The sequence below is a fragment of the Mesorhizobium sp. M0802 genome, from assembly GCF_040320115.1.
GTDB lineage: Bacteria > Pseudomonadota > Alphaproteobacteria > Rhizobiales > Rhizobiaceae > Mesorhizobium.
Genome location: NZ_JAMYOY010000004.1, coordinates 281,587 through 307,042, shown reverse-complemented (window position 1 = coordinate 307,042; position 25,456 = coordinate 281,587). Strand labels below are relative to the sequence as shown.

Sequence of the window (25,456 nt, the reverse complement as noted above, 5' to 3'; positions counted from 1 at the left end):
TCCGACGGAGAAAACCTAGGCTGACGGCTGCTTGGTCTTCCTGAGATAGGGCAGGATCGTCTCGAAAGCGCCAAAACGCTTGACCGCATCTTCGTTCGAAACCGCGGCGGTGATGATCACATCCTCGCCCTGCTTCCAGTTGGCCGGCGTCGCCACCTGGTGCTTGGCTGTCAGCTGCATGGAATCGACCGCGCGCAGGATCTCGTCGAAGTTGCGGCCCGTCGTCATTGGGTAAGTCAGCACCAGCTTGATCTTCTTGTCCGGCCCGATGACATAGACCGAGCGCACCGTGGCGTTGTCGGCCGGCGTGCGGCCTTCCGACGTCTCGCCGGCGCCCGCCGGCAGCATGTCATAAAGCTTGGCCACCTTGAGGTCCTTGTCGCCGATCAGCGGGTAGTTCACCGTCTGGCCGGTCGCCGTCTTGATGTCGGCCTGCCACTTGTCGTGGCTCGCAACGGGATCGACGGAAATGCCGATGACCTTGACGTTGCGCTTCTTGAACTCGCCTTCGAGCCCCGCCATCGTGCCCAACTCGGTGGTGCAGACCGGGGTGAAATTCTTCGGATGGCTGAACAGGATCGCCCAGCCGTCGCCGATCCAGTCATGAAACTTGATCGGCCCTTGCGTGGTCGCGGCGGTGAAGTCAGGCGCGATGTCGTTGATACGAAGGCTCATGGCATTATTTCCCCAGCAACAGATTTCGTCAGGAGCGGCCGTGGACGGCGTCAACGCTCCGGCATTCCCGCATCTTAGCGCAAAAATTGCGGCTGCAGGACAATAGGAAACTATTATTGGCGACGGAACGAGCACTTTCGTTCTACGGACCGACGTTGGGCCGACAATCTTTCGTTTGTGCGGGGAAGGCTCAGGCCTTGTTGACCGCCAGCGACGTGGCCAGGTCTTCCATGCGCTGGGCGAGCGCGCCGAGCGCGCTGGTCAGCACGGTGTCGTTCTTGTCGGCCTTGGTCAGCGCTTCGTCGCGAGTCTTGCGCAGCGTCTGCACTTCGGTCTCCATGCCCTTGACCCGCTTCTGCAGCTCCGAAAGCTCGTCCATCACCATGATGCCGGCCATCACCGTCAGCCGCTGGTCGCCGATCTCGCCGAACGAATCCTTCAGATGCGAGACATAACGGTCGAACCGCTCGGCGAGGTCGATCAGGTGCTCTTCCTGACCCTCGTCGCAAGCCATGCGATACTGCTTGCCGTCGATGGAAACCGTGACCTGTGCCATGGCCTGCAGCTCCTACCTGTCCAGCACCGCGCGGATGGTTTCCATGGCGGTCACCAAGCGGCGCGACACTTCCTTGTTGGCATCTTCCAGCCGTTCGGCGCGGGCTTCGGAATTGTCGAGTTCCTGCGCCAGCCGTGAACGGTCGGCGTTCATGCGCTGCACCTCAGCCTCGGCTTCGGAATAGTCGCGCTCGTGCTCGAGCTTGGCCGCGACGGCGTTTTCCAGCCCCTCGATGGCCTTGCCCAGCCTGTGGATGACTTCCTTGAGTGTGGTTTCGCCGGTCATGGCCTTCGTCCTGTGCCCTGCCCATCACCGAATCGCTTCGCGTTCAGAACGCGTTAACAAGGAAACATTAGGCACCGGGTGAAGGCAACGTCAACAAAGCTCTCGCGACTGTCCCCCGCTAACGCTAATGTAGGTCGCCCCATAAGGTCTCAAAGCCATCACAAGACCGGCAAATGTGCAGCCGATTTGTTGACTAAAAGCCCGTGGCTGCTATGTGTCGCGCACTCTTTCCTGGGCTCTGCCAAGCCCACAAATCCCCACCCCGGAGGTACCATGACGTCGCGTGAACAACATGACCGGATGGCCAATGCGATCCGTTTTCTCTCCATGGACGCCGTCGAGAAGTCCCAGTCCGGCCATCCCGGCCTGCCCATGGGCTGCGCCGACATCGCCACAGTGCTGTTCACCCGCTTTCTGAAATATGATCCGAAGAACCCCCATTGGCCGGACCGAGACCGCTTCATCCTGTCGGCCGGCCACGGTTCTATGCTGCTCTACTCGCTGCTGCATCTGACCGGTTACGAGGACATGACCCTCGACCAGATCAAGCATTTCCGCCAGCTGGGTTCCAAGACTGCCGGCCATCCCGAATACGGCCATGCCACCGGCATCGAGACGACGACCGGCCCGCTCGGCCAGGGTCTCGCCAATTCGGTCGGCTTCGCGCTCGGCGAGCGCATCATGAACGCCGCCTTCGGCAACGACCTCGTCGACCACTACACCTATGTGCTGGCCGGCGACGGCTGCCTGATGGAAGGTGTTTCCCAGGAAGCCATCGCGCTGGCCGGCCACCTCAAGCTCAACAAGCTGATCGTCTTCTGGGACAACAACAACATCTCAATCGACGGTCCGGTTTCGCTTGCAGACAACACCGACCAGGTCGCCCGCTTCCAGGCCTCGGGCTGGAACGCCAGCCACATTGACGGCACCGACCCCGAGGCGATCGCCTACGCCATCGAAGCCGCCCGCCATTCCGACAAGCCGACGATGATCGCCTGCAAGACGACCATCGGCTTCGGCGCCCCGACCAAGGCCGGCACCAACAAGGCGCACGGTTCGCCGCTCGGCGCCGACGAGATCGCAGGCGCGCGGAAATTCTTCAACTGGGACTCGCCGCCCTTCGAAATTCCGGCCGACATTCTCGACTCCTGGCGCACCGCCGGCAAGGCCGGCGTCAAGCCGCGCACCGACTGGGAAGGCCGGCTCGCCAAGGCCAAGCCCGAGCTGAAGGCCGAGTTCGAGCGCCGCCTCGCCGGCAAGCTGCCGTCGAATTTCGATGCCGTCATTGCCGACTACAAGAAGAAGCTGTCGGCCGACAAGCCGAAGGTCGCCACCCGCAAATCGTCGGAAATGGCGCTGGAAGTCATCAACGGCGCGGTGCCGGAAACCATCGGCGGCTCTGCCGACCTGACGGGCTCCAACAACACCAAGACCAGCCAGACCAAGAACATCACGCCGGACGATTACGGCCAGCGCTATGTCCACTACGGCATCCGCGAGCATGGCATGGCGGCCGCCCTCAACGGCCTGACGCTGCATGGCGGCCTCATCGCCTACGGTGGCACCTTCATGTGCTTCTCCGACTATGCCCGTCCGTCGATGCGGCTGGCGTCGCTGATGGGCATCCGCTCGATCTTCGTCATGACCCATGATTCGATCGGTTTGGGCGAAGACGGCCCGACCCACCAGCCGGTCGAGCACCTGGCGGCGCTCCGCGCCATCCCCAACCACAATGTCTTCCGTCCGGCCGACGCGGTGGAAACCGCCGAATGCTGGCAGATTGCCATTGAATCGGAAAAGACCCCGTCCACCCTGGCGCTGACCCGCCAGAACCTGCCGACGGTGCGCACCGAGCACTCGGCCAGGAACCTCTCGAGCCAGGGCGCCTATGAACTGGCCGCGGCGAGCGGCGAAGCGGCGGTGACGATCTTCGCGACCGGCTCCGAGGTCGAGATCGCGCTCGGCGCCCGTGATTTGCTTGAAAAGCATGGGCACCCGACCCGCGTCGTCTCGGTGCCTTGCTTCGAACTGTTCGACCAGCAGAGCGACGCCTATCGCAAGGAGACGATCGGCAACGCGCCGATCAAGATGGCGATCGAGGCCGGCATCCGTCAGGGCTGGGATCACCTGATCGGCTCCGACGGCATCTTCATCGGCATGACCGGCTTCGGCGCTTCCGGCACCATCGAGCAGCTCTACCCGCATTTCGGCATCACCGCCGAAGCCGCGGCCAAGGCGGCGGAAGCCCGCCTGCACGGCAAGTAAGATCAGGGTCAGTCCCGCGCACCTCCAAGGCGGATTCGCGGGGCTGGACCAACCTAATCGATTTAAATTCGGCCTTCTGCGGCTGGATTCTTGTGCCATCCGCCGCTATGAAGCTGCGGACCCATCTGCCGCCTCCAGCTCCCAGGGAGAGTAAAATGACCGTCAGAGTTGCCATCAACGGATTTGGCCGCATCGGCCGCAACATCCTGCGCGCCATCCATGAATCCGGCCGCAAGGACATCGACGTCGTCGCCGTCAACGACCTCGGCCCGGTCGAGACCAACGCGCATCTGCTGCGCTATGACAGCGTGCACGGCCGCTTCCCGCACGAAGTGTCGGTCTCGGGCGACCAGATCACCGTCGGCAAGGAGACCTTCAAGGTCACCGCGATCAAGGACCCGGCGCAGCTGCCGTGGAAGGAGCTCGGCATCGACATCGCGCTCGAATGCACCGGCATCTTCACCGCCCGCGACAAGGCTGCCGCGCACTTGACCGCCGGCGCCAAGCGCGTCGTCGTCTCCGCGCCTGCCGAAGGTGCTGACCTCACCGTCGTCTACGGCATCAACCACGACAAGCTGACCAAGGACCACATCGTCATCTCGAATGCGTCCTGCACCACCAACTGCCTGGCGCCGCTGGCCGCAGTGCTGCACGAGACCGTCGGCATCGAAAAGGGCATGATGACGACGATCCACTCCTACACCGGCGACCAGCCGACGCTGGACACCATGCACAAGGATCTCTACCGCGGCCGCGCGGCTGCCCTGTCGCAGATCCCGACCTCGACCGGTGCGGCCAAGGCGATCGGCCTGGTGCTGCCCGACCTCAAGGGCAAGCTCGACGGCATCTCGATCCGCGTGCCGACCCCCAACGTCTCGGTCGTCGACTTCAAGTTCATCGCCAAGCGCGCCACCACCGTGCAGGAGATAAACGAAGCGGTGATCGCTGCCTCCAACGGCAAGCTGAAGGGCATTCTCGGCGTCACCCATCATCCGAATGTGTCGATCGACTTCAACCACGATCCGCGCTCGTCGATCCTGGCGCTCGACCAGACCAAGGTCATGGACGGCAACTTCGTTTCGGTGCTGTCCTGGTACGACAATGAGTGGGGCTTCTCCAACCGCATGGCCGACACCTCGGTCGCCTTCGGCAAGACCATCGCCTGATCTGAAGGCATCGTCTCGCAGCTTCGAACGCCCGGCTTTGCCCGGGCGTTTTTCGTCAGTCAGCGCGCCGGGCAAGGCGCGCCGAGCCGCCAAACGCCGGAAAATCAGCGGCATAAGGCAAAAAGCCATCCTTGCGCCTTGCACCGGCCATGCCTTCGCCCCACTCTCCCGTGAATCGGTAGAAAGAGGAATTCGAGGGGCAAATCACCGATGGAGCATGCGATCTATCTCGTCACGCTGGTCGGCACAGCGCTAGTCGTCGCCGCAGCGTTCTCGAGCCTGATCGCCTTCCGCTTCGGCGCCCCTTTGCTGCTGCTCTTCCTCTGCATCGGCCTCGCCAGCGGCGTCGATGGTCTCGGTATCGAATTCGACAATGCGCGCGTGGCATATTTTGCCGGCTCACTGGCGCTGGCGGTCATCCTGTTCGATTCCGGTTTCGGCACGCCGCTCAACGCGCTGCGCCAGGCGGCCGGACCGGCGGTGTCGCTGGCGACCTTCGGCGTAATCCTGACCACTGGCCTGTTCGGCGCCGCCGCCTATTACCTGCTCGACCTCAGCTGGCTGGAATCCTTCCTGCTCGGCGCCGCGGTCGCCTCGACCGATGCGGCGGCCGTCTTCTTCCTGCTACGCGCCGGCGAGATCAATCTGCGCGAACGCGTGCGCGCGACACTGGAAGTCGAATCCGGCACCAACGACCCGATCGCCATCTTCCTGACCATCACGCTGGTCGAGATCATCGCCGCCCACGCCAATCCCGAGACCCATGTGCTGGTCACCGACCTGATCCTCGGCTTCCTGCTCAATATGGGGCTCGGCGCCGTCGTCGGCGTGCTTGGCGGGCTCGGCATCGTGCGCCTCGTCGACCGGCTCAACCTTGACCATGGCTTGCTGCCGATCTTCGTGCTGACCCTGTCACTGATGGTGTTCGCCGCGGCCGGCGCCATTGGCGGCTCGGGCTTCCTGGCGGTCTATCTCGCCGGGCTCATTGCCGGCAACTCCGACATCCGCGCCGTCACCATCCTGAAGCGCTTCCAGGACGGCATGTCGTGGCTGGCACAGATCATCATGTTCCTGATCCTCGGCCTGTTCGCGACACCCTCGCAGTTTCCGGCGATCATGGTGCCGGCGGTGCTGCTCGGCCTATTCCTGATGTTTGTCGCGCGCCCTGTCGCCGTCTGGCTCTGCCTTATCCCGTTCCGCCTGCCGCGTCCCGAGATCGCCTTCGTCTCCTGGGTCGGCCTGCGCGGCGCCGTGTCCATCCTGCTTGCCATCACCCCGCTGCTCGGCGGACTGGAGAACGGCCGCACCATCTTCAACGTCGCCTTCATCATCGTGCTGGTATCGCTGGTGGTGCAGGGCTGGTCGGTCGGTCCGCTGGCGCGCCGGCTCGGCCTGATCGTGCCGGCGAGGCTCGGGCCGCTCGACAAGGTCGAACTCGAACTGCCGGGCTCCGCCCATCACGAACTGCTCGCCTACCGCGTGGCGCCCGGCAGCCCGGTGGCGCGCGGCGAGCGTATCCCGCGCTGGGCACGGCCCTCGTTGGTGCTGCGCGACGGCCGCTCGATGCGTTTCCAGGACATGGGCCGGCTCGCGGCCGGCGACCAGGTTTATATCTTCGTGCCCGACCGCTATCCGCGCCTGCTTGACAAGCTGTTTGCCAGCCGCGCCGTAGTCGACCCCGAGGATGCCGACTTCTTCGGCGCCTTCGCCGTCGATCCCGCCCGCTCGGCCGCAGAGCTCGAGGCCGCATACACACCGGGATTGAGCGAAGCCGAGCAGAAGCTCACCGTCGGCGCGCTGGTGACGGCAAGGCTTGGCGGCCATGCCGAATATGCCGACCGGGTGCTGATCGGCCCGATCGAATTGATCGTCCGCGACGTCGACGACAAGGGCAAGATCACCGGTCTCGGCCTCTCCTTCGAGCCGACCGCGCCGGTGGCGCGGGTTCCGGTGTTCCTGAGCGCCGGCGAGATCGGCGATCGTGTCTCCGCCTTCATCCGCAACTGGCGCAAGCCGACCGAGACGCAGACTGCAGAGGCGGCAGCCAATGAGAAGGCCCTTGAGCCGACGGTGGAAAAGATAACGACCGAAGGCTGACAAGCGATCGGTTCACGCTGACGTCCCGCATCATCACGACAGCCTTCGCCTTGATCTCAAAATTTAGCTCGCACCCCGGCTCAAGCCTTGCATCGTGATCGATGCGAGGTATGGTCCCGGCGATTTTCACGAAAGGTATCAGCATGGCCGCCTTCAAGACACTCGACGATATCGGCAATATCAGCGGCAAGCGCGTGCTGGTGCGCGTCGACCTCAACGTGCCCGTCGCCGACGGCAAGGTCACCGACGCCACCCGCATCGAACGCATCGCACCGACCATCGCCGAGCTGTCCGGCAAGGGCGCCAAGGTCATACTGCTCGCGCATTTCGGCCGCCCGAAGGATGGTCCCTCGCCCGAATTTTCGCTGGAGCCGATCGCCAAGGCTACCGCGGAGGTGCTTGGCCGCCCGGTCGGCTTTGCCGGCGATTGCGTCGGCGACACGGCGGGCAGTGCGGTCGCCGCCATGAACAAGGGCGATGTGCTGCTGCTGGAAAACACCCGCTTCCACAAGACCGAGGAGAAGAACGACCCTGATTTCACAGAGCGGCTCGCCGCCAATGGCGATATCTTCGTCAACGACGCCTTTTCCGCCGCCCACCGGGCGCACTCCTCGACCGAAGGCCTGGCGCGGCTGTTGCCGTCCTATGCCGGCCGCACCATGCAGGCCGAGCTCGAGGCGCTGGAGAAGGGGCTCGGCAATCCGATCCGCCCTGTCGTCGCCATTGTCGGCGGCGCCAAGGTTTCGACCAAGATCGACCTGTTGATGAACCTGGTGAAGAAGGTCGACGCGCTGGTGATCGGCGGCGGCATGGCCAACACTTTTCTCGCCGCGCGTGGCACCGCTGTCGGCAAGTCGCTGTGCGAGCATGACCTTGCCGCGACCGCCAAGCAGATCATGATCGAGGCCGCCGAAGCCGGCTGCGCCATCATCCTGCCTGTCGACGGTGTCGTCGCCAAGGAATTCAAGGCGGGTGCGGCCAGCGAGACCGTTGCCATTTCGGATGTCCCGGCTGACGGCATGATCCTCGATGTCGGCGAAAAGACCGTGAAGACGATCGGTGAATGGATCGACCGCGCCGCGACGCTGGTCTGGAACGGCCCGCTCGGCGCCTTCGAGATCGAGCCTTTCGACCACGCCACGGTGGCGGCGGCCAGGCACGCGGCGGCCCGCACCAGGGCCGGCAAGCTGGTCTCGGTCGCCGGTGGCGGCGATACGGTGGCCGCCCTCAACCATGCCGGCGTCGCCGACGACTTCACCTATGTCTCGACCGCCGGCGGCGCTTTCCTCGAATGGATGGAAGGCAAGCCGCTGCCCGGCGTCGACGTGCTGAAGAAACAAGCCTGACCGGATCGGGGGCGCAAAAACGGACGCCAGGAACTTTCAATTCGATTCGAGCTTTCCGATCCCATTCCTTTGGCGGTAGACTTCCGTTACGCGCGGAACGTACCCCCTTAGGAGAAGAAAAATGAGCGAACGTCTCGAAGACATTGCCGCCGCGATGGTGGCCGGCGGCAAGGGCCTGCTGGCCGCCGATGAGAGCTCCGGCACCATCAAGAAGCGCTTCGACGTTATCGGCGTCGAATCGACCGCCGATAGCCGCCGCGACTACCGCGAGATGATGTTCCGCGCCACGGACGCGATGACGAAGTACATCTCCGGCGTCATTCTCTACGACGAGACCATCCGTCAGAAGGCTGCCGACGGCACGCCTCTGGTCGACATCATCAAGGCGGCGGGCGCCATCCCCGGCATCAAGGTCGACGCCGGCGCCAAGCCGCTGGCCGGCTTTCCCGGCGATACCGTTACCGAAGGCCTCGACGGCCTGCGCGAACGGCTCGCGGATTATTACAAGCTCGGCGCCCGCTTCGCCAAATGGCGCGCGGTGATCGACATCGACACCGGCAAGGGCGTGCCCTCGGTCAATTCGATTGGCTCCAACGCCCATGCGCTGGCCCGCTATGCCGCACTGTGCCAGGAGGCCGGCATCGTGCCGATCGTCGAGCCGGAAGTGCTGATGGACGGCGCGCACGACATCGACACCTGCTACGACATCTCGAAGGCAACGCTGATCAAGCTCTATGACGAGCTGCATGCGGCGCGCGTTGTGCTGGAAGGCACCATCCTGAAGCCGAACATGGTGCTGGCCGGCAGGAAGTCGGGCAAGGTGAGCAGCCCCGAAGAGGTCGCGGAAAAGACCATAAAACTGTTCCGCGAAACCGTACCGGCAGCGGTGCCGGGCATCGCCTTCCTTTCGGGCGGGCAGTCGGACGAGGAGGCGACCGCCAACCTCAACGCCATCAACGCCATCGGGCCGCATCCGTGGAAGCTGACCTTCTCCTATGGCCGCGCCTTGCAGGCCGCCCCACAAAAGGCCTGGAGCGGCAAGGCATCGAACGTCGCCTCCGGCCAGGCCGCCTTCACCCATCGTGCCCACATGAACCATCTGGCGGCGCTGGGACGATGGACGGCGAGCCTCGAACAGGCCGCCTGAGCGCAGTCCTCCCGTTGTCATACAACCCGGGCCGATGCGCCCGGGTTTTGTTTATGACAAGGCGGGCTTGGGACGGAGTTCGCCCATCCTTATCTCCTTTTCGGCAAAAGCTGACGGCGATGTCGGTTTCTGCCCACCCCAAACGTCCTTGGGTGAACAGACAGGGAGAACTTCATGACTCGCAAGAAGGTGGTTTCGCGTGAAGACTGGTTTGAGGCGCACAAGGCGCATCTGGCGCGCGAGAAGGAATTGACACGGTTGCGTGAGCGCATCGCCGCCGAGCGGCGTGAACTGCCCTGGATGAAAATCCGCAAGGACTATGTCTTCGAGACCGAGCAGGGTCCGAAGAACCTGGCCGGACTGTTCGGCGCCAACAGCCAACTGATCGTCTACCACTTCATGATGACGCCAGGATCGAACCACCGCTGCGAAGGCTGCTCCTTCCTTGCCGACCATATAGACGGCGCCGATCAGCATCTCAGGCGCCACGACGTGTCGCTGGTGGTGGTTGCGCGCGCGCCGCTGGCGGAACTGCTGCCTTACAAGCAGCGTATGGGCTGGAAATTCGACTGGGTGTCGTCCTACGCCTCGGATTTCAACTTCGACATGCAGGTCTCCTTCACCGACAAGCAGATCGCGGCCGGCGACACCACCTACAATTTCGAGACGCGTCCGCGCACGTCAAAGGACCTTCCCGGCACCAGTGTTTTCTACAAGGACGAGAACGGCGACATCTTTCTCACCTTTATGTCGCGCGCCCGCGGCGGCGAGGCGCAGATCGGCACCTATGACTATCTCGATATGACGCCGAAGGGCCGCGGCGAAAATGGCCCTTATCAAAGCCTGATGGACTGGGTGCGGCTGCATGACGAATATCAGGAAAAGCAGGCGGCTAAGGAAAACTGCTGCGACTAGAAGCGCGTTCACCTGCGCCCAAACATGCGCTAAGGCTGCCGTTAACCTCTAACGGTATTGCCATGCGCTTCCCGGCCCTTCTTACCTGGCTCGCCTACCCCGTCTATGTCTGGCAGGGCCTCGGCGTGCGCCGCCGCACCACCCGCATGCTGCCGGCACAAGGGCCGGTCATGCACGAAATATCGGGCAAGGCGCCGGCCATCTCGCTGCTGGTGCTGGGCGATTCCTCGGCCGCTTCCGTCGGCATCGGCAATTCCGAGAACGGGCTTGCCGCGCAGCTTGCCGTCATGATCGCGCAGCGAACCGGCCTTGCCGTGCGCTGGCGCGCCGCCGGCTTCAACTCGGCAACGTCGGGCCAGATCCGCGACCATGTGCTGCCCAATCTGTCGGCCGATCGGTGGACGCATATAGTGCTGGCCATCGGCACCAACGACACCAAGAATTTCCACTCGGTGCCGCGCTTCAAGAAAGAGTTCGGCGGCCTGCTTTACGCGCTGCGCGCCAAATGGCCGGAGGCCCGCGTCGTCTGGTCGCCGGTGCTGGAATTCACCCGTGCGCCGGCCATGCCGCCGCTGCTCGGCAAGATACTCGAAATCCGCGCTACCGCAATGAACCGCATGGGCGAGCGCCTCTGTTTCGAGCGCGGCGCCGTGCCGGCGCCACGGCTGCCGATCACCAACCCTGAGGCCGGCTTTGCCTCCGATGGCTTTCATGCCTCGGAAGCCGGTTACCGCGCCTGGGCCGAACATCTGGTCGGATGGGTGCTCGCCGATTGACCTGAGGGGGCACAAGCTCGGACTGGTGGGCTTCAGAGAACTGACGCGAGTATTTCCAAATACTGTTGATTGCAGCCTGCTTCCAATGGATCTGAGCCAGAATATCATCCAGCAGCAATGGACGAGCTACGGCCTGGATTCCGAAACCGGCAACGACACCTGCACGCTGACCGGCAACCGCGCCGAATCGAGCAAGCATGTCATTCCGGCCGGCCCGGCCAACGCCACGCCTTTTATTGCGGCGAACCTGCCGGAATTCATGACGACGCGCGGTGGCGATTACTTCTTCGTGCCCAGCCTCAACGCCATCCGGATGATTGCCATGGGAACGGTGGACCCGACCTGACCCTCAAGGCTATGCCCAGTGCCCCAGCGCACCCGCCAGCGCGATGGCCGCCATGGCGATCAGGGCCAGCTTCCAGAAATCGCCGCGCCGCTTCAGGCCCGGCCAGCCGAGCGGCTTGATCAGCTGAATGGCCATCATGCCGATGATGACGAGCGCGAGGAGTTTCGACATGCCCGCCTTTGAGCAGCATCGCGACAGGCTGTCAAAGCGGTTCTTGCATGGTCTCGGTCGACTTGGCCATTCCTGACAAAAGGCTCGTTTCCGAACCGACCGCCAAGCACCTCGCAGCTTTCTTCAACGAGCTGACATGCTCCTGACAGACTGCTGTCAGGAGGGGTATGCGATAGTGTCTCCATCAGAGAAGAGGAGATGGTCATGAACAGCTTTGGTATTTTGAACAGCGTACAGCACTATGTCGGCAAGATCCGCACGATGCGCAATGAAGTCCGTACCCAGCGCTTCCTGAACTCCTTGCCGGCGGACATCCGCAAGGACATTGGCTGGCCGGATATGTATGAGGGTCACAGCCGCATTCGCGAGATCTGAGGCGTTTTACATGACAATGCTTGGATGCGGACCCCGCAACGCCCGGATCATTGACATGGACCCCCGGGCGGCGACGCCTTGGGCTGGCGCAAAGACTTTTGGCGCCTGCTACGGACAATGCTGAAGGCTCCTGACAGAATGCTGTCAGGAGCACCATGCCATAAACGTGTCAGGAGACATGAATGGTGAAAAGCTGGAACGACAGGCTGAACACGCCGGGCGTCAACGGCGTGAAGCCGACGCCACGCACAATGGGCGACGTCGTCGAGGGCCAGCCGATGCTGGTGCCGACGGCCCGTCAGGTCGATGATTTCATCCGCACGATCCCCAACGGCCTCGAGATGGATGTACGCGCCTTGCGCACCGCGCTCGCCATCGAGCATGGGGCGCAAGTGACATGTCCGGTCACCATCGGCTATCATCTGCGAACCGTCGCCGAAGCCGCCAATGAGGATCTCGAACGCGGCATGACGCTGAACGATATCACGCCGTACTGGCGTGTGCTCGACGTGAACACGCCGACAACGAAGAAGTTGTCCTTCGGCGCGGAATTCGTCGCCGTGCAGCGCAAGCGCGAAGGACTTAAACCATAATGCGTGTCGCCCAAAAGTGCGCAGCGGTTTTTGGGAGAACGACAAGCATAAAACAGGACATGGATGTCACCCGGAACCGGTTTTGGCCCCATGACATTCATAGACAAGCAGCCGAGGGACCATACGATGCGACGTGCCGACAGGCTCTTTCAGATCGTGCAGCACCTGCGTGGCGGCCGGCTGGTCACCGCCCAGAAGCTCGGCACATGGCTCGAGGTTTCCGAGCGGACCATCTACCGCGATATCGCCGATTTGCAGTCGACCGGAGTGCCGATCGACGGCGAGGCCGGCGTCGGCTACATGATGAGGGAGGGTTTCGACCTTCCGCCGCTGATGTTCACGCGTGACGAAATCGTCGCGCTGGTCGCCGGCGCCCGCATGGTGCGGGCCTTTGGCGGCGCGGCCATGGCGCGTGCGGCCGACGAGGCGCTGGTCAAGATCGGCGCCGTCCTGCCCGACGCCGAGAAGGACCGCATCGCCCGCACCGAGATCCACACGCCGATGTGGGTGGTGAGCGACGCCGCGCGTGAGGCGATCGACGTGATCGAGCGCGCTGTCGAGAAGCGACAGGTGCTGACCATCGACTACCGCGACGAGGCCGGCCGCGGCACCGGGCGTGACATCCGTCCGCTCGGTCTGTGGTTCTGGGGCAAGGTATGGACGCTGGTTGCCTGGTGCGAGATGCGCGACGATTTCCGCGCCTTCCGCATCGACCGCATCGCCTCGGTGGTCATCGCCGGCCGCATCTTCAAGCCTGAGCGAGGCAAGCAGCTTGCCGACTTCTACCGCGCCGTCGAACGCTCGGAGGACTATGGCATGACGCCGGACCGGGCGGCGCGCAGCTGAGACTTCGATAATCAATGAAAAAGCCCGCTCGAAGCGGGCTTTTTTGATGAACTGTCGCAAACCTTACTCGTCGTCCGCATCTTCCTTCTTGGACTTGAGCGCCGAGAGCTTGGCGAACACGGCGTTTGCGTCGAGCTCGGCATCCTCGTCCTTCGGCTTCTCCGGCGCCGGCACCAGGCGCTCGGTCACGGCAGCCGGCAGCAGCGTGTCGCCGACAGGCTGCGCCTGCTCGCGGCCGCGCGAGGCGCGGTTGACTTCCATGTCGAGGTCGATCTGCGAAGCGAGACCCAGCGTCACCGGGTCCATCGGCTGCAGATTGGCCGAATTCCAGTGCTTGCGCTCGCGGATCTGTTCGATCGTCGACTTGGTCGTGCCGACCAGGCGCGAAATCTGCGCGTCCTTCAATTCCGGATGGTTGCGGACCAGCCACAGGATGGCGTTGGGCCGGTCCTGGCGCTTCGACAGCGGTGTGTAGCGGGGACCCTTGCGCTTGGATTCCGGCACCCGCACCTTGGGGTCGGACAGTTTCAGGCGCTGGTTCGGATCCTTCTCGGCGCGCGCGATCTCGTCGCGGGTCAGCTGTCCGGTCATGATCGGATCCATGCCCTTGATGCCCTGCGCCGATTCGCCGTCGGCGATCGCCTTGACCTCGAGCGGATGCAACCCGCAGAACTGCGCGATCTGCTCGAAGGAAAGCGCGGTGTTGTCGACCAGCCAGACGGCGGTCGCCTTGGGCATCAGCAGCGTATTGGCCATTTCAAAAATCCTTCTCGTTCGCCCGCGTTCCCGCGCGGGCGGTGGTTTAGAGCCACCAAAATGGGAAATTCGCGGCCTGTATAACCGCTCCGCTGCCGTTTCGCAATGTTTTTGGCGCAGGGCGCAGCCGTCGGACACCGGACAGCGGGGGAGGCCAGGAGGACCTCGGCTCCGGCGATCATTGATGCCGAGTTGTACAGGGGGTCCAAGACGACAAAACCCGCCGGACAGGGTCCAGCGGGCTCGGAACCGGCGACGGGATACCGTCTGCGGCGGCTCTTGCTTCTGCCGCGTGGTCAGGCCTCACTGGCCGACCATGCTTCGAATTAGATGGCCTTGCGGGCAATCCTCTCGATGTCGCCGCGGCTGATGCCGAGGTCGCTGAGCTGACGGGCGTTGAGCTTGTTCAGCTCGCGCACGGTTTCGTTGTACATACGCCAGTTACGGAAAGCGCGGATCGGGTTCATGGTTGTCCTCCAGTTGTTGGATCAAATCGTTTCGATGACGCTTAGATAGGCAGTGCTGCCCACGAATTGAACAGACGTCTTTGCATAGCCGCAATGCAAATGCTGCATTGCAGCATTAAGCTTCTGTTCATCTTGCCGACAGGCTGAGCGCGGAGCATGGGGCGAGATTCAGGCCAGGCCGAGCCGAGAATGGCGGCTCCCGAGAACCGGCCTACGCCAGCCGTAGCCTTAACTGCCGCAACCCTCATGAGGGCTTCGGCCGGCGAAGGCCGGAAGCGCAGGGAGCCGCCATTCGCAGGCCGGCCTCACCTGAATCTCGCCCCATCTAGCCGACGTCGAGAACGATCTTGCCTATATGCTCGCCCTCTTCCAGGCGCTCATGCGCCCGCCAGGCGTCGGTCAGCGGGAAGATCATGTCCATCACCGGCGCTACCTTCCGGGTGCCGAGCAGCGGCCACACCTGTGCTTCCAGTGCGGCGGCGAGCGCCGCCTTGAACTCGACCGTGCGAGGCCGCAGGGTCGAGCCGGTGTGGGTCAGCCGCTTGACCATGATTTTCGAGAAATCGGCGCTCGCCACCGCGCCGGCCTGGACGGCGATCTGGACGATCCTGCCCTCGACCGCGGCGGCCTCGTAGTTGCGCGCGATATAGTCGCCGCCGACCATGTCGAGAATGACGTCGGCCCCCTTGCCGCCGGTCGCATCCTTGACCGCCGCGACGAAATCCTCCTCGCGGTAGTTGATCGCCCGGTCGGCGCCGAGCTTCAGGCAGGCGTCGCATTTTTCCTTGCTGCCGGCGGTGGTGACGACATAGGCGCCGAAGGCCGACGCCAGCTGGATCGCCGTGGTGCCGATGCCCGATGAGCCGCCATGGACCAGCAGCGTCTCACCCTTTTTCAGGCCGCCGCGCTCGAACACATTGTGCCAGACGGTGAAATAGTTTTCCGGAACCGCGGCCGCCTCCGTGTGGGTGAAGCCGGCGGGCAGCGGCAGCACGCTGCCGGCATGAACCTTGACATATTCGGCATAACCGCCCCCCGGCGTCAGCGCGCAGACCCGGTCGCCGATGCGCCAGCGCGATATCTCGTCGCCAAGGGCGGCCACTTCGCCCGATGCCTCGAGACCGGGCAGGTCGGAAGCGCCGGGCGGCGCCGGATAGGCGCCCTTGCGCTGCTGCACGTCGGGGCGGTTGACGCCGGCCGCACGCACCCGGATCAGGATTTCGCCGGGACCAGGCACCGGCACGTCGCGCGTTTCCGGTTTCAGCACCCGCGGCCCGCCCGGTTGCGAGATTGCAATGGCCGTCATCGTGGCTGGAATTTTATGTCCGCTCGCCATGAAATTTCCCGTCTCGGTCCGCCGGCTGCCAGCTTCTTGCCGGCTGTTTGCATCTACGCCCCTGCCCTATGTATGCTGATTGCCGGATCAGGCAAATGGCCAAATCAGCCCCAATACTGAATAGGGAGGAGCGACGATGGCGATCTTCGACGACGAACCCAAGAAGAAAGCCCGCCCGCATGAGATCGGACAGGATCTGTCGCTGCTTTCGGTCGGTGACCTGACCGAACGGATCAGCATCCTGCGCGAGGAGATTGCCCGGCTCGAAGCCGAGCTCCAGACCAAGGGCAGCACCAAATCGGCGGCCGAAGCCCTGTTTCGCCGCGGCTAGTTTTCGCGTTAGTTTCGGCGTTGAGCATCCGCCGCCGAAAAGCCCGAATGCGCCTGTCTTCAGACCCCGCCACCGAATCTCCAGACGGATCAAACAATGTTTGCAAGCTACAGGCCGATCCTCTCGCTGCTTCGCGGCACCGCTTTCCTGCTCGCGGCTTCGGGATTGCACGGCCTGTTGTTGCCGTTGCGCGGCCAGCTCGAAGGGTTTTCGACCGCATCGCTCGGCCTGATGGGCACGGCCTGGGCCGGTGGCTTCGTCACCGGCTGCTTCTTCGCACCGCGCCTGGTGCGCCGCGCCGGCCACGTCCGGGCGTTCGGCGCCTTTGCCGCTTCGGGCGCCATCGTGGCGTTGCTTACCGGCCTGATCATCGACGAATATGTCTGGATCCTGCTGCGCGCCTTCACCGGCTTCACCATGGCCGGAGCCTTCATGGTCATCGAAAGCTGGCTGAACGAGAAGGCCACCAACGAGAACCGCGGCACCGTCTTCGGCCTCTACATGATGGTCACCTATGCCTCGATCATGGGCGGCCAGATGATCGTTGCCGGCGGCGACGTCAGATCGGCATCGCTGTTCATGATCACCGGCATATTGTTCTGCCTGTCGCTGATCCCGACCGCGGTGTCGTCGGCTTCGTCTCCCAAGCCTTTGCAGGACGTCAAGCTCGACGTCAAAGGTCTCTACGCCAACTCGCCGGTGTCGGCGATCGCCTGCCTGTTGGTCGGCATCGCCAATGGCGCCTGGGGCACGCTTGGCGCCGTCTACGGCGCCCGTATCGGCATCTCCACCGCCCAGATCGCACTGATGATGAGCCTTGTCGTTATTGCCGGCGCGGCCATGCAGCTTCCGGCCGGACGCCTCTCCGACAAGACCGACCGCCGTTTCGTGCTGGCGGGCGCGGCTTTCGGCGCCGCACTGTTCGCCATCCTGATCTTCCTGTTCGAACCGCGTTCCGCCGTCCTCGTCATTGTCTTCGCCGCCGCCTACGGCGCCTTTGCCTACACGCTCTATTCGATCGCCGTGGCGCATGCCAACGACCACGCCCGATCGGAGGATTTCGTCAAGGTCTCGGGCGGCCTGCTGCTTCTGTATGGCTTCGGAACCATGATCGGGCCCTTGCTGGCTGCCGCCCTGATGGGCTGGCTCCGCCCCGAAGGCCTGTTCCTGGCCACCGCGCTGGCGCATCTCAGCCTCGCCGCCTACACGCTGCTGCGCATCAGCCGCCGCGCGCCGGTGCCTATCGAAGACCGCGACGCCTTCAAGACCCAGCCGGCCGATCGCTCGGTCACCCCTGAAGCACTGCGGCTCAGAAAAGCGGAAGCCGACGGTTGAGATTTGAAAAGCTTTGCCCCACAAGTATAGGCATGATGTTTTCTGACGCCTTCATGGCGATTGCCGACCCCAACCGGCGCTATCTTCTGGAAGAGCTCCGGCGTGGCCCGAAAACCGTCAACGAACTGGCTTCGGGCCTGCCAGTCTCCCGCCCGGCCGTGTCCCAGCATTTGAAAGTGTTGCTGGACGCCGGTCTGGTTCAGGCCAAGGCCGAGGGCACGAGGCGGGTCTATACAGTCAGCAGTGGCGGCTTCCTCAAGCTCAATATTTGGCTTGATCAGTTCTGGGAAGCATAGGCCGCGATTCCAGCTCGCCTCCCTGGCTTTCAAGTGTCCGTTGCCAGCGCCTTGCCCAGCGCATCGAGCAGGAATCCGGTACCATGCTCGCGCGATGACGGTGTGTCGTGCCCATCGAGAAACGCGCCCTGCTCGGTGAGCACCAGACGCGTGCCCGTGCCTTCCGGGCGAAGCTCAATTGTCGCCAGCGAAACCGAGATTCTGACATCACCGAACAGCATGTCGTAGCTGTAGACGATGCGCTGGTTGGGCACGATGTCCTGATAGGTGGCGGTATAGGTGTGGATCGGCCCGTCCTTCGGCCCGCCGGCATTGACCTCCTGGCCGCCGACGCAAAAATCCATTTCGTGCCTGTGGGTCATCGGGTTGTCGGGGTCGGCGAACCAGCGCCGCTTGGCGGCCGGATCGCTGAGCGCGAAATAGACTTTCGCCGGCGCAACTGGATAGAGGCGCTCGAGGACGAAGGTGGAGTGGACGACGGATCGTTCGGCCATGGTCGGGTCCTCTTGGTCAGCTTGATGGTTTCTGCGCGACGAAGACGCCGTCGCGATAGGACGCGCCGAAATAGACTTCGACGGCGCGCAACCTGTCGCCATGGAACAGATGCAGTTCGGTGTTGCGGAAGGTCTTTCCGTCCGCCGTCTCGCAGCGATAGAGGACAAAGGCGGCGTCCTCGTCCTCGCATATCCGCTCGATGACGATCGAGCTGAAGGCCGGGCTGTCCGGCCAGCAGCGCTCGAAATAGGTCGCACGGTCGATGGCGTCGTCATAGGGGCTGGTGAAGGTGAAATCGTCGGCGAGCACCGCCGCGACGGCAGCCTTGTTATTCGCCTGGTAGGCGGAAAAATAGCCGCGGATCAACTCCGCTCTGCTTTTGCCGGGCATGGTCATTTCTCCTCTGCTTCAGGTCATTCGGTCCCGGCGAGAAAATCGCCGAGCCGGTCGAGCCGACGCTCCCATGTCAGCCGCCGTTCGTTGATCCAGTGTTCTGCGCTGCGCAGCGCCTGCGGCGCGATCTGGCAGGTGCGCACGCGGCCGAGCTTTTCCGAGCGCACCAGCCCGCTTGCTTCGAGCACGTTGAGATGCTGGACGACGGCCGACAGCGACATCGCCAGCGGTTCGGCCAACTGGCTGACCGAGGCCGGCCCACGCGACAGCCGTTCGACCATGCTGCGCCTGGCCGGGTCTGAGAGCGCCTGGAACATCAGGTCGAGCTGGGCGGGATCGTGCAGCATCGCGATCAGCCGTTATTGTAGGGAAAGAACTTGAAGTAGGGCTGCGCCTCCTCGACCACCCGGGCGAAGGACGGCCGCTTGAGCAGGCGGTCGTGGTAGTGTTTCACGGCCGGATAGCTGTCGCCGAACGGCTCGACCTTGTTGGCGTAGAACAGCGCCGGCGAGGCCGCGCAGTCGGCCATGGTGAAGGTGGGGCCGGCCGCCCAGATTTTCGAACGCATCTCCTCCTCGATGATCGCATAGGCGTTGCGCAGTTGCGCGCGCGCTTCCTCGACCCCGAACGGATCGGTCTTGTCCTGCGGGCGCAACCTGTCGCCGACGATCTTCTGCATCGGAGCCTGCACGTAGAAATCGTAGAAACGGTCGGCCTGGCGGACCTGGAGAGCAAGGTCGGCCTCGGCCGGGATGAGCTCGACCGGCCCGGGATAATGCGCGGCCAGATATTCGATGACGATGGTCGATTCCAGCACCGTGCGATTGCGTGCATCGTCACGCAGCGCCGGCATCTTGCCGGTCGGCGACACCTTCAGGAATGCTGCCCGCGACTGCTCGTCGCCGAGGTCGACGATAACCGGCGTGAAGGGCGTGTCGTTCTCGTAGAACGCAATCAGCGGTTTCCAGCAGAACGATGCCAGCGGATGGAAATGGAAGGTCAGGGACATTTTTTGCTCGTCTGTTTGTGGTTCGCCGATGCTGGAGCGGTGCCAGCCTGCGCCGACACTGAAGCAATTACTTAACTATTTCCGTGAGGCGAATGTGTCAAGGTTCCAGACTGCCTTCAGGGTTTGGTATGCGTGACGATGGCGGCAACGATCGTGCCCCAGTCGTCGGGATGCAGTTCGTGGCCACCGCCTTCGACGCGGACAAGCCGCCCGCCGGCAACAGCGTCGGCAAGGGCTGCGCCATGCTCGACCGGAAAGATCGGATCCGATGTCCCGTGAATGACGAGCAGCGGAACCTTGATCTCGCGCAGGCGTCCTTTCAGATCCTCGCAGCTCTTCAGCATGAAATGGTTAGTCGCGCTCAGGAAGCCGCCGGATCGGTCGTAGTCCCGTTCGACGAACGCCCGCATCGCCTTCTCGTCGAAGGGATGCGCGGTGCTGGCGATCGCACGCGCATCCTTGACGACGAAGCCGACCACCTGGTCGCGGTTCGACCAGTCGACTCTGGCGCCATCGGCCGAGTGCTCCATATAGGCTTCGGTCGTTCCCGGCAGCTGCGATGTGTCGATCCCCACCGGCGAACTGCTGATTACGGTCAGCGAGATGACACGCAAGGGATGTTTCAACACCAGTCGTTGCGCGATCATGCCGCCCATCGACATCCCGATCACATGCGCCTTGCCGATGCCGCAACTGTCGAGGACGCGCACCGCATCGTCCGCCATGTCGTCGAACGTATACGGCGGCTCGCCCGGCGTATATTTGGTCGACAGGCCGGTGTCACGATTGTCGTAGCGGATCACGAAGTGGCCTTCGCCGGCGAGCTTTTTGCAGAGCGCCTCCGGCCACCAGAGCATCGAGGCCATGGCGCCCATGATCAGCAGAATGGCTGGATCTCCGGGATCGCCAAACGTCTGGGAGACGATTTCGGGTGCTGCGGCCCTTGTCATGGGACTCTCCTCCTATCGGCCAATCAAAGGCCAATCAAACTGGTTGCATTTTGCAATCGGTTGCACGATAATAAAACTGATACGATAATGCAACCGGTTTTTTGAGGAGAGTCGGATGAAAACCGAACACCGCTCGGGATGCCCTATCAATCTGTCGCTGGAAGTGTTCGGCGATCGCTGGAGCCTGATCATCCTGCGCGACATGATTTTTGGCGGCAAACGCCACTTTCGCGAACTGCTCAACGGCTCGATCGAGGGCATCGCTTCCAATATCCTGGCCGACCGGATGAAGCGGCTGATGGAACTCGGCATGCTGACCAAGGCCGACGACCCCTCGCACAAGCAGAAGGCGATCTACAGCCTGACCGAGATGGCCATCACGCTGGTGCCGATCATGGCGCATCTCGGCGCTTGGGGCCGCGTCTGGCTGCCGGTGAGCGAGGAGCTTTCGATCCGCGCCGAGCTGCTGGAGAAAGGCGGGCCGCCAATGTGGGAGCAGTTCATGGACGAGTTGCGCCACGACCATCTGGGCACGCCTGTCGCCACACCCGCGCAGCCTTCCGTCCGCGCTACATTGCAGGCCGGATATGAGGCGGTGGTAGCCCGCAAGGCGTCGAGCGGCATCGAGGCCCCGGCCGCTTGACCAACTTATTTCCCCATTATCAGGCCGGCTCTGCTATCAAGGGGCTGAAAAACATAATTTACGGGATTGGATAACGCTCTTGGTCGAGAACTCTAAGGATACTGCCCGCGCCAGGGCAGATATGCGTTTCAAGAAGCAGGAAGAGGCAGCCACGGTGCGGCAAAAGGCGATGGCGGAGTATGTCGCCGAGGCCGACGCCCGCCAGGCCAAGACCAACAAGCTCCGGGCATTGCGCCTTGCCAAGGAAGCGGAAGACCTCGCCAACGCCCCTGCCGTTCCGGTCAAGAAAGCGCCCCGAGCCAAGAAAAAATAGCGCGGCCTTCTTCATCGACGCCCGATCTGGATGCCGGCGGATCGTATCGGCCATGTGCCACGATCAGCAATGCCCGCCATTTCCGCTTTCCCACGCGAAGCAATTTCAACCGCAACCGGGATTTCGCATCCCGCATGTCAGGCGATGATTGACGCGTTTTGATCAGGAGACAGCCATGACCGCACTGACCCTCGAAAAAGCCAAGCACATCATCGACGCCGCCTTCGCCAAGGGCGCCGAGCTGAAGCTCAAGCCGCTCGGCGTTTCCGTGCTGGATGCCGGCGCGCATCTCGTCGCCTTCCAGCGTCAGGACGGCGCCTCGTTCCTGCGCCCGCAAATGTCGGCCGGCAAGGCCTATGGGGCGCTGGCCATCGGCATGGGCTCGCGCCGTGTCGAGGCTTTCGCCAAGGAGCGGCCGCATCTCGTCGCCGGCATTTCGGACGTTTCGGGTGGACGCGTATTGCCGGTCGTCGGCGGCGTGTTGATCCGCGACAAGGCAGGCGCCGTCATCGGCGCCGTCGGAATTTCGGGCGATACGTCGGACAATGACGAGGCCGCCGCCATCGCCGGCATCGAAGCGGCGGGCTTCACCGCCGATCCGGGCTGAGGGGGAGCTTCGTCATCCCAGGGCGAAGCAGGAGCGAAACTCCGTCGCGAAGACCCTGGGATGACGACCAGAAAGAGCAGCCACGCCAATCGCGAACGGATGCGACCATCCAACGAAGGCGGCTAGTTCAAATTTATGTCTCTACTCGCCGACCGCATCGACACCGAAAACCCGGCCAGCACATCGAACAGGGCGATCACCATCAGCGTGAAGAAGACGGAGTGCGCCGCGCCCTTCACCAGCAGGAACTCGACCAGGAACGCCACGAAGACCAGCGTCGACAACAGATGGTCCATGATCGAAGCGTTCGTGGTGCGCACCGACTTCACCATTTCGAGGAACAGGAAGATCAGCCCGATCACGACCATCAAGTCGCCGAGCGTCATCGAAAACACTCCGCCCGACATCATGCTGAACGAGAAGATCTCGGTCGCCCACGGATCGTCGCCGCTGCCGAATATTCCGAGGAGTCCGAGATTGTAGGCCACGAAGGGCACGATCAGCAGCGGGATGGCACCGAACATCAGGCGTCTCCTCTAGCAATTCCAGGAAAGCGGTTTCCCAAGGAATTGCCTAAACAATGGGGGCACCTTCTGTAGAATGCCCCGCAGGCACGCCGTCAAGATTTTTCGCTAGCGCCCGCAAACACGGAAAAAGACCGCGCGAAACAACCCTGTCAGCCACAGTTGCCCCGGCTGACCACCGACACGCCGGGATTCAGCGCTTGAACTGGCCTGTCCGCACGGCGGCGCCGATAGCGTTGAGGATGAAAAGGCCGGCGGTCATCGAGGTGATCTCGTTGACGTCGCGCGCCGGCGCGATCTCGACGATGTCGATGCCGACGACACGTCCCTTGGCGAACAGGCCCTTGATCAGTTCGATCGTCTGCCGGTAGCTGATGCCGCCAGGCGCCGGCCCTTCGACCGCCGGCATGACAGCGGGATCGAGACCGTCGGCATCGATGGTCAGGTAATAGCGGCCACGGTCCGGGATGCGCTTGAGCAGCGCCGCCGTACCGATATCCTGCCATTCATTGGCGGTGACGATGTTGGAGCCGTAGGCGCGGGCCGCCTCGACCTCCTCGAGCCGGGCGCTGCCCTGGCCGCGGATGCCGAGCTGGAAAATCCCGGCTATATGCGCCATCTCCGAAGCGCGGCGGATGGGGCTGGAATAGCCTTCCCTGACCCCGTTGACATTGTCGCGCCAGTCGAGATGGGCATCGATCTGAACCAGGGTGATCGGCCCTTCGTCGTCAAGCGCCCGCAGGATCGGGATTGGAATGCCGTGATCGCCGCCAATGGTGATCGGCAAGGCGCCGGCGACGCGGATCTTGCGGATCGCCGTTTCGGCCAACCTGTAGTGGCCGCCGGCGGCATCGCCGGGAACATCGCCGACATCGACCACCTTGACGTCCTGCCCGTCGAACAGGGTTCCGCCAATGTCGAAATCATAGCGGTCGAGCCCGAGGCTGATGCGCTGCGAGGCGCGCCGCACCGCGGTCGGCGCGTTGGTCTGGTCGTTGACCAGCTCGTCGATCGTGTAGGGACTGCCGTAAGGCATGCCGATGATGGCGACATCCGCCTTCAGCGCATCGAGGTCCTCGACCAGCGGGAAGTTCATGAAGGTCTGGAAGACATCGCGGGGTGCTGTGGTGAGCTTGGTCATGCGGTCCCTCTGAAGCCGGTCGATCATCGCGCGGAAGCGCCGCGACAAGGCATGCGGACTCAATACAGCACCGCCGCCGCAGCTTGTATCGCCACGGACGCCCGGTCTTTGGCATAGTTGGCGGCGCGGCGCACCAAACGCAAAAAAAACCGGCCAATGGCCGGTTCTTTTGGCATTCAAACCCTTCGAAAGCTGGTCTCAGCTTTCCTTGGGCGTCAGCACCTGGCGACCGCGATACATGCCGGTCTTCAGGTCGATATGGTGCGGGCGGCGCATTTCGCCGGAATTCTTGTCCTCGACATAGGTCGGGGCCTTGAGAGCGTCGGCCGAGCGGCGCATGCCGCGCTTGGACGGAGAGGTTTTTCGTTTCGGAACGGCCATGGATATGCTCCACTACATGGTCAAAATGCCCCGATAGCCCTCGTGAAAGGGCCGCGTCAGGGCCATAATCTGAGAAAGTCGGGTGCCTATACACGCCCTGCGCCGTTTTGGCCAGCACCGTGGCGATTTTTTTTGAACTGGCAGCGGTTCTACCTAATCAAGACAACCGACATACGCGCCCGAACGGCCGGCGCGGCGTTCGATCAGCGACGCCAGCCGCCGCAGACCCGGACCGGGCTTGGCCGGATTGCGGGCGATCGGATTGGGCAGCGAGACGGCCAGCAATGCCGCCTGCCGCCGCGACAGCTGTTTGGCCGAAACGCCGAAATGGTGCTGCGCCGCCGCCTCGATGCCGTAAATGCCCGGCCCCCATTCGGCGATGTTGAGGTAGATCTCCATGATCCGCCGTTTCGACATCACCGCGTCGAAATAGACGGCCAGCGGCAGTTCGACCACCTTGCGCACCGAGCCCAGCGGCCGCGACCACAGGAAAAGGTTCTTCACCGTCTGCATGGTGATGGTCGAGGCGCCGCGCGTCGCCTCGCCGGCCAGCGCATCGTCGACGACGCCGCGCAATTCGCCGAGATCGATGCCGCGATGGAAGCAGAATTGCCCGTCCTCCGACATGATCACCGAATTGGCCAGCACCGGGGACACATCGTCGATCGACACCCAGCGCCGGTCGTAACCGGAGAAGGTCGCGAGGTCTTTGACCATCAAGGTCGATATCGGATGCACGAAGGACGGCAGATAGAGGAAGGTCAGCACAATGGGTATCGCCGCCAGCACGACGGCGACGACCAGGCCGCGCCGTGCCAGGCGCTTCAGACCGGCGCGGTTCACGCGCCTTGGTCGCGCCATCTCAAACCCTTCGGTTTCATGATCGACGATCGGTTCCGTCAAGCCGCCCCCACCCGCGC

General features: G+C 63.3%; 33 protein-coding genes. 17 read left to right on the top strand and 16 right to left on the bottom strand.

The features are described from left to right. Nucleotides 1-15 precede the first annotated feature (15 nt). The 3 genes from NKI10_RS09610 to NKI10_RS09600 form a co-directional block, all read right to left on the bottom strand. Nucleotides 16-675 (bottom strand): peroxiredoxin, encoded by a 660-nt coding sequence (locus tag NKI10_RS09610; protein ID WP_352538611.1) that lies wholly within the window; start codon nt 673-675, stop codon nt 16-18. 190 nt (nt 676-865) lie between these two features. Then, on the bottom strand, nt 866-1,231 hold the full coding sequence (locus tag NKI10_RS09605; RefSeq protein WP_023670127.1) for a cell division protein ZapA: 366 nt from the start codon (nt 1,229-1,231) through the stop codon (nt 866-868). Between the two features lie 12 nt (nt 1,232-1,243). Beyond that, on the bottom strand, nt 1,244-1,516 hold the full coding sequence (locus NKI10_RS09600) for a DUF4164 domain-containing protein (protein ID WP_023670128.1): 273 nt from the start codon (nt 1,514-1,516) through the stop codon (nt 1,244-1,246). A gap of 273 nt (nt 1,517-1,789) precedes the next feature. On the opposite strand from NKI10_RS09600, the gene tkt reads away from it, so the two are divergent. The 8 genes from tkt to NKI10_RS09560 all read left to right on the top strand — a co-directional run bounded on the left by tkt (nt 1,790) and on the right by NKI10_RS09560 (nt 11,574). Beyond that, nucleotides 1,790-3,781, top strand: coding sequence for a transketolase (gene tkt / locus NKI10_RS09595; protein WP_023832011.1), 1,992 nt, complete (start codon nt 1,790-1,792; stop codon nt 3,779-3,781). A 155-nt stretch (nt 3,782-3,936) separates the two neighbouring features. Further along, nucleotides 3,937-4,947, top strand: coding sequence for a type I glyceraldehyde-3-phosphate dehydrogenase (gene gap / locus NKI10_RS09590; RefSeq protein ID WP_023683984.1), 1,011 nt, complete (start codon nt 3,937-3,939; stop codon nt 4,945-4,947). 210 nt (nt 4,948-5,157) lie between these two features. After that, nucleotides 5,158-7,044 (top strand): potassium/proton antiporter, encoded by a 1,887-nt coding sequence (locus tag NKI10_RS09585; RefSeq protein WP_352597609.1) that lies wholly within the window; start codon nt 5,158-5,160, stop codon nt 7,042-7,044. A gap of 143 nt (nt 7,045-7,187) precedes the next feature. Beyond that, nucleotides 7,188-8,390 (top strand): phosphoglycerate kinase, encoded by a 1,203-nt coding sequence (locus NKI10_RS09580; RefSeq protein ID WP_352597608.1) that lies wholly within the window; start codon nt 7,188-7,190, stop codon nt 8,388-8,390. A 121-nt stretch (nt 8,391-8,511) separates the two neighbouring features. Next, nucleotides 8,512-9,537, top strand: a complete 1,026-nt coding sequence (locus NKI10_RS09575) for a class I fructose-bisphosphate aldolase (RefSeq protein WP_023727302.1) — start codon at nt 8,512-8,514, stop codon at nt 9,535-9,537. Nucleotides 9,538-9,711: 174 nt separating this feature from the next. Next, complete coding sequence (locus NKI10_RS09570) at nt 9,712-10,452, top strand: DUF899 domain-containing protein (RefSeq protein ID WP_023752897.1); 741 nt, start codon at nt 9,712-9,714, stop codon at nt 10,450-10,452. Between the two features lie 62 nt (nt 10,453-10,514). Beyond that, complete coding sequence (locus tag NKI10_RS09565) at nt 10,515-11,228, top strand: SGNH/GDSL hydrolase family protein (RefSeq protein WP_023683989.1); 714 nt, start codon at nt 10,515-10,517, stop codon at nt 11,226-11,228. A 25-nt stretch (nt 11,229-11,253) separates the two neighbouring features. After that, nucleotides 11,254-11,574, top strand: a complete 321-nt coding sequence (locus NKI10_RS09560) for a hypothetical protein (RefSeq protein WP_155924185.1) — start codon at nt 11,254-11,256, stop codon at nt 11,572-11,574. A gap of 9 nt (nt 11,575-11,583) precedes the next feature. On the opposite strand, the gene NKI10_RS09555 is transcribed toward NKI10_RS09560, so the two are convergent. Next, nucleotides 11,584-11,745 carry a hypothetical protein gene (locus NKI10_RS09555; protein ID WP_023683991.1) on the bottom strand — a complete coding sequence of 54 codons (162 nt, stop codon included), beginning with the start codon at nt 11,743-11,745 and terminating at the stop codon, nt 11,584-11,586. 204 nt (nt 11,746-11,949) lie between these two features. Here NKI10_RS09555 and NKI10_RS09550 point away from each other — a divergent pair, with 204 nt between their 5' ends. The 3 genes from NKI10_RS09550 to NKI10_RS09540 all read left to right on the top strand — a co-directional run bounded on the left by NKI10_RS09550 (nt 11,950) and on the right by NKI10_RS09540 (nt 13,559). Then, on the top strand, nt 11,950-12,120 hold the full coding sequence (locus NKI10_RS09550) for a hypothetical protein (RefSeq protein WP_023670139.1): 171 nt from the start codon (nt 11,950-11,952) through the stop codon (nt 12,118-12,120). 182 nt (nt 12,121-12,302) lie between these two features. Further along, entirely contained in the window at nt 12,303-12,713 is a 411-nt protein-coding gene (locus NKI10_RS09545) for a hypothetical protein (RefSeq protein WP_031199867.1), read from the top strand. 126 nt (nt 12,714-12,839) lie between these two features. After that, nucleotides 12,840-13,559 carry a helix-turn-helix transcriptional regulator gene (locus tag NKI10_RS09540; protein ID WP_023683994.1) on the top strand — a complete coding sequence of 240 codons (720 nt, stop codon included), beginning with the start codon at nt 12,840-12,842 and terminating at the stop codon, nt 13,557-13,559. A gap of 63 nt (nt 13,560-13,622) precedes the next feature. Here the strand turns inward: NKI10_RS09540 and NKI10_RS09535 are convergent, their stop codons facing one another. The 3 genes from NKI10_RS09535 to NKI10_RS09525 form a co-directional block, all read right to left on the bottom strand. Next, nucleotides 13,623-14,315 (bottom strand): DUF1013 domain-containing protein, encoded by a 693-nt coding sequence (locus NKI10_RS09535; RefSeq protein WP_023670142.1) that lies wholly within the window; start codon nt 14,313-14,315, stop codon nt 13,623-13,625. A gap of 326 nt (nt 14,316-14,641) precedes the next feature. Beyond that, entirely contained in the window at nt 14,642-14,782 is a 141-nt protein-coding gene (locus tag NKI10_RS09530; protein WP_023670143.1) for a DUF1127 domain-containing protein, read from the bottom strand. Between the two features lie 325 nt (nt 14,783-15,107). Continuing rightward, nucleotides 15,108-16,118, bottom strand: a complete 1,011-nt coding sequence (locus NKI10_RS09525) for an NAD(P)H-quinone oxidoreductase (protein ID WP_032893124.1) — start codon at nt 16,116-16,118, stop codon at nt 15,108-15,110. 136 nt (nt 16,119-16,254) lie between these two features. Between NKI10_RS09525 and NKI10_RS09520 the strand changes: the two genes are divergently transcribed. The 3 genes from NKI10_RS09520 to NKI10_RS09510 all read left to right on the top strand — a co-directional run bounded on the left by NKI10_RS09520 (nt 16,255) and on the right by NKI10_RS09510 (nt 18,080). Further along, nucleotides 16,255-16,449 carry a DUF1192 domain-containing protein gene (locus NKI10_RS09520; RefSeq protein WP_023670145.1) on the top strand — a complete coding sequence of 65 codons (195 nt, stop codon included), beginning with the start codon at nt 16,255-16,257 and terminating at the stop codon, nt 16,447-16,449. Nucleotides 16,450-16,545: 96 nt separating this feature from the next. After that, nucleotides 16,546-17,784, top strand: a complete 1,239-nt coding sequence (locus NKI10_RS09515; RefSeq protein ID WP_023683997.1) for an MFS transporter — start codon at nt 16,546-16,548, stop codon at nt 17,782-17,784. Between the two features lie 32 nt (nt 17,785-17,816). Beyond that, a complete protein-coding gene (locus tag NKI10_RS09510; RefSeq protein WP_023822283.1) occupies nt 17,817-18,080 on the top strand; it encodes an ArsR/SmtB family transcription factor in 264 nt (87 codons plus the stop codon). Between the two features lie 29 nt (nt 18,081-18,109). Here NKI10_RS09510 and NKI10_RS09505 read toward each other — a convergent pair whose 3' ends face one another. From NKI10_RS09505 to NKI10_RS09485, 5 genes are all read right to left on the bottom strand, one after another. After that, complete coding sequence (locus NKI10_RS09505) at nt 18,110-18,574, bottom strand: SRPBCC family protein (protein ID WP_023670148.1); 465 nt, start codon at nt 18,572-18,574, stop codon at nt 18,110-18,112. A gap of 16 nt (nt 18,575-18,590) precedes the next feature. Beyond that, nucleotides 18,591-18,965 (bottom strand): nuclear transport factor 2 family protein, encoded by a 375-nt coding sequence (locus NKI10_RS09500; RefSeq protein WP_032893136.1) that lies wholly within the window; start codon nt 18,963-18,965, stop codon nt 18,591-18,593. A 23-nt stretch (nt 18,966-18,988) separates the two neighbouring features. Then, complete coding sequence (locus NKI10_RS09495) at nt 18,989-19,315, bottom strand: ArsR/SmtB family transcription factor (RefSeq protein WP_352859640.1); 327 nt, start codon at nt 19,313-19,315, stop codon at nt 18,989-18,991. 5 nt (nt 19,316-19,320) lie between these two features. Further along, the gene (locus tag NKI10_RS09490; RefSeq protein ID WP_023683999.1) at nt 19,321-19,977 is read right to left on the bottom strand and encodes a glutathione S-transferase family protein; all 657 of its coding nucleotides are present in this window, start codon (nt 19,975-19,977) and stop codon (nt 19,321-19,323) included. A gap of 116 nt (nt 19,978-20,093) precedes the next feature. After that, complete coding sequence (locus NKI10_RS09485) at nt 20,094-20,927, bottom strand: alpha/beta fold hydrolase (protein WP_023727309.1); 834 nt, start codon at nt 20,925-20,927, stop codon at nt 20,094-20,096. A 115-nt stretch (nt 20,928-21,042) separates the two neighbouring features. Between NKI10_RS09485 and NKI10_RS09480 the strand changes: the two genes are divergently transcribed. The 3 genes from NKI10_RS09480 to NKI10_RS09470 all read left to right on the top strand — a co-directional run bounded on the left by NKI10_RS09480 (nt 21,043) and on the right by NKI10_RS09470 (nt 22,490). Then, entirely contained in the window at nt 21,043-21,570 is a 528-nt protein-coding gene (locus tag NKI10_RS09480) for a winged helix-turn-helix transcriptional regulator (protein WP_023684001.1), read from the top strand. Between the two features lie 79 nt (nt 21,571-21,649). Next, nucleotides 21,650-21,883, top strand: a complete 234-nt coding sequence (locus tag NKI10_RS09475) for a hypothetical protein (RefSeq protein ID WP_023684002.1) — start codon at nt 21,650-21,652, stop codon at nt 21,881-21,883. A gap of 175 nt (nt 21,884-22,058) precedes the next feature. After that, nucleotides 22,059-22,490: a GlcG/HbpS family heme-binding protein gene (locus NKI10_RS09470; protein ID WP_023690074.1), complete on the top strand. Its 432-nt coding sequence runs from the start codon at nt 22,059-22,061 to the stop codon at nt 22,488-22,490. A gap of 122 nt (nt 22,491-22,612) precedes the next feature. On the opposite strand, the gene NKI10_RS09465 is transcribed toward NKI10_RS09470, so the two are convergent. From NKI10_RS09465 to NKI10_RS09450, 4 genes are all read right to left on the bottom strand, one after another. Continuing rightward, nucleotides 22,613-23,014 (bottom strand): hypothetical protein, encoded by a 402-nt coding sequence (locus NKI10_RS09465; RefSeq protein ID WP_023670154.1) that lies wholly within the window; start codon nt 23,012-23,014, stop codon nt 22,613-22,615. A 193-nt stretch (nt 23,015-23,207) separates the two neighbouring features. Beyond that, entirely contained in the window at nt 23,208-24,155 is a 948-nt protein-coding gene (locus tag NKI10_RS09460; RefSeq protein WP_023693659.1) for an agmatinase, read from the bottom strand. Nucleotides 24,156-24,353: 198 nt separating this feature from the next. Further along, complete coding sequence (gene rpmF, locus NKI10_RS09455) at nt 24,354-24,536, bottom strand: 50S ribosomal protein L32 (RefSeq protein ID WP_008834724.1); 183 nt, start codon at nt 24,534-24,536, stop codon at nt 24,354-24,356. A 153-nt stretch (nt 24,537-24,689) separates the two neighbouring features. Further along, the gene (locus NKI10_RS09450) at nt 24,690-25,397 is read right to left on the bottom strand and encodes a biosynthetic peptidoglycan transglycosylase (protein ID WP_050587122.1); all 708 of its coding nucleotides are present in this window, start codon (nt 25,395-25,397) and stop codon (nt 24,690-24,692) included. Nucleotides 25,398-25,456 lie beyond the last annotated feature (59 nt).

What these genes read in the sequence shown, in the direction of transcription:
- NKI10_RS09515 (WP_023683997.1), top strand. Translation starts at nt 16,546, where the DNA reads ATGTTTGCAAGCTACAGGCCGATCCTCTCGCTGCTTCGCGGCACCGCT.
- NKI10_RS09480 (WP_023684001.1), top strand. Translation starts at nt 21,043, where the DNA reads ATGAAAACCGAACACCGCTCGGGATGCCCTATCAATCTGTCGCTGGAA.
- NKI10_RS09535 (WP_023670142.1), bottom strand. Translation starts at nt 14,315, where the DNA reads ATGGCCAATACGCTGCTGATGCCCAAGGCGACCGCCGTCTGGCTGGTC.
- NKI10_RS09605 (WP_023670127.1), bottom strand. Translation starts at nt 1,231, where the DNA reads ATGGCACAGGTCACGGTTTCCATCGACGGCAAGCAGTATCGCATGGCT.
- NKI10_RS09490 (WP_023683999.1), bottom strand. Translation starts at nt 19,977, where the DNA reads ATGTCCCTGACCTTCCATTTCCATCCGCTGGCATCGTTCTGCTGGAAA.
- NKI10_RS09520 (WP_023670145.1), top strand. Translation starts at nt 16,255, where the DNA reads ATGGCGATCTTCGACGACGAACCCAAGAAGAAAGCCCGCCCGCATGAG.
- NKI10_RS09500 (WP_032893136.1), bottom strand. Translation starts at nt 18,965, where the DNA reads ATGCCCGGCAAAAGCAGAGCGGAGTTGATCCGCGGCTATTTTTCCGCC.
- NKI10_RS09460 (WP_023693659.1), bottom strand. Translation starts at nt 24,155, where the DNA reads ATGACCAAGCTCACCACAGCACCCCGCGATGTCTTCCAGACCTTCATG.
- NKI10_RS09525 (WP_032893124.1), bottom strand. Translation starts at nt 16,118, where the DNA reads ATGGCGAGCGGACATAAAATTCCAGCCACGATGACGGCCATTGCAATC.
- NKI10_RS09465 (WP_023670154.1), bottom strand. Translation starts at nt 23,014, where the DNA reads ATGTTCGGTGCCATCCCGCTGCTGATCGTGCCCTTCGTGGCCTACAAT.
- NKI10_RS09485 (WP_023727309.1), bottom strand. Translation starts at nt 20,927, where the DNA reads ATGACAAGGGCCGCAGCACCCGAAATCGTCTCCCAGACGTTTGGCGAT.
- NKI10_RS09530 (WP_023670143.1), bottom strand. Translation starts at nt 14,782, where the DNA reads ATGAACCCGATCCGCGCTTTCCGTAACTGGCGTATGTACAACGAAACC.
- NKI10_RS09470 (WP_023690074.1), top strand. Translation starts at nt 22,059, where the DNA reads ATGACCGCACTGACCCTCGAAAAAGCCAAGCACATCATCGACGCCGCC.
- rpmF (WP_008834724.1), bottom strand. Translation starts at nt 24,536, where the DNA reads ATGGCCGTTCCGAAACGAAAAACCTCTCCGTCCAAGCGCGGCATGCGC.
- NKI10_RS09540 (WP_023683994.1), top strand. Translation starts at nt 12,840, where the DNA reads ATGCGACGTGCCGACAGGCTCTTTCAGATCGTGCAGCACCTGCGTGGC.
- NKI10_RS09555 (WP_023683991.1), bottom strand. Translation starts at nt 11,745, where the DNA reads ATGTCGAAACTCCTCGCGCTCGTCATCATCGGCATGATGGCCATTCAG.
- NKI10_RS09600 (WP_023670128.1), bottom strand. Translation starts at nt 1,516, where the DNA reads ATGACCGGCGAAACCACACTCAAGGAAGTCATCCACAGGCTGGGCAAG.
- NKI10_RS09580 (WP_352597608.1), top strand. Translation starts at nt 7,188, where the DNA reads ATGGCCGCCTTCAAGACACTCGACGATATCGGCAATATCAGCGGCAAG.
- NKI10_RS09565 (WP_023683989.1), top strand. Translation starts at nt 10,515, where the DNA reads ATGCGCTTCCCGGCCCTTCTTACCTGGCTCGCCTACCCCGTCTATGTC.
- NKI10_RS09610 (WP_352538611.1), bottom strand. Translation starts at nt 675, where the DNA reads ATGAGCCTTCGTATCAACGACATCGCGCCTGACTTCACCGCCGCGACC.
- tkt (WP_023832011.1), top strand. Translation starts at nt 1,790, where the DNA reads ATGACGTCGCGTGAACAACATGACCGGATGGCCAATGCGATCCGTTTT.
- NKI10_RS09575 (WP_023727302.1), top strand. Translation starts at nt 8,512, where the DNA reads ATGAGCGAACGTCTCGAAGACATTGCCGCCGCGATGGTGGCCGGCGGC.
- NKI10_RS09505 (WP_023670148.1), bottom strand. Translation starts at nt 18,574, where the DNA reads ATGGCCGAACGATCCGTCGTCCACTCCACCTTCGTCCTCGAGCGCCTC.
- NKI10_RS09550 (WP_023670139.1), top strand. Translation starts at nt 11,950, where the DNA reads ATGAACAGCTTTGGTATTTTGAACAGCGTACAGCACTATGTCGGCAAG.
- NKI10_RS09450 (WP_050587122.1), bottom strand. Translation starts at nt 25,397, where the DNA reads ATGGCGCGACCAAGGCGCGTGAACCGCGCCGGTCTGAAGCGCCTGGCA.
- NKI10_RS09545 (WP_031199867.1), top strand. Translation starts at nt 12,303, where the DNA reads ATGGTGAAAAGCTGGAACGACAGGCTGAACACGCCGGGCGTCAACGGC.
- NKI10_RS09510 (WP_023822283.1), top strand. Translation starts at nt 17,817, where the DNA reads ATGATGTTTTCTGACGCCTTCATGGCGATTGCCGACCCCAACCGGCGC.
- NKI10_RS09495 (WP_352859640.1), bottom strand. Translation starts at nt 19,315, where the DNA reads ATGCTGCACGATCCCGCCCAGCTCGACCTGATGTTCCAGGCGCTCTCA.
- NKI10_RS09585 (WP_352597609.1), top strand. Translation starts at nt 5,158, where the DNA reads ATGGAGCATGCGATCTATCTCGTCACGCTGGTCGGCACAGCGCTAGTC.
- NKI10_RS09570 (WP_023752897.1), top strand. Translation starts at nt 9,712, where the DNA reads ATGACTCGCAAGAAGGTGGTTTCGCGTGAAGACTGGTTTGAGGCGCAC.
- gap (WP_023683984.1), top strand. Translation starts at nt 3,937, where the DNA reads ATGACCGTCAGAGTTGCCATCAACGGATTTGGCCGCATCGGCCGCAAC.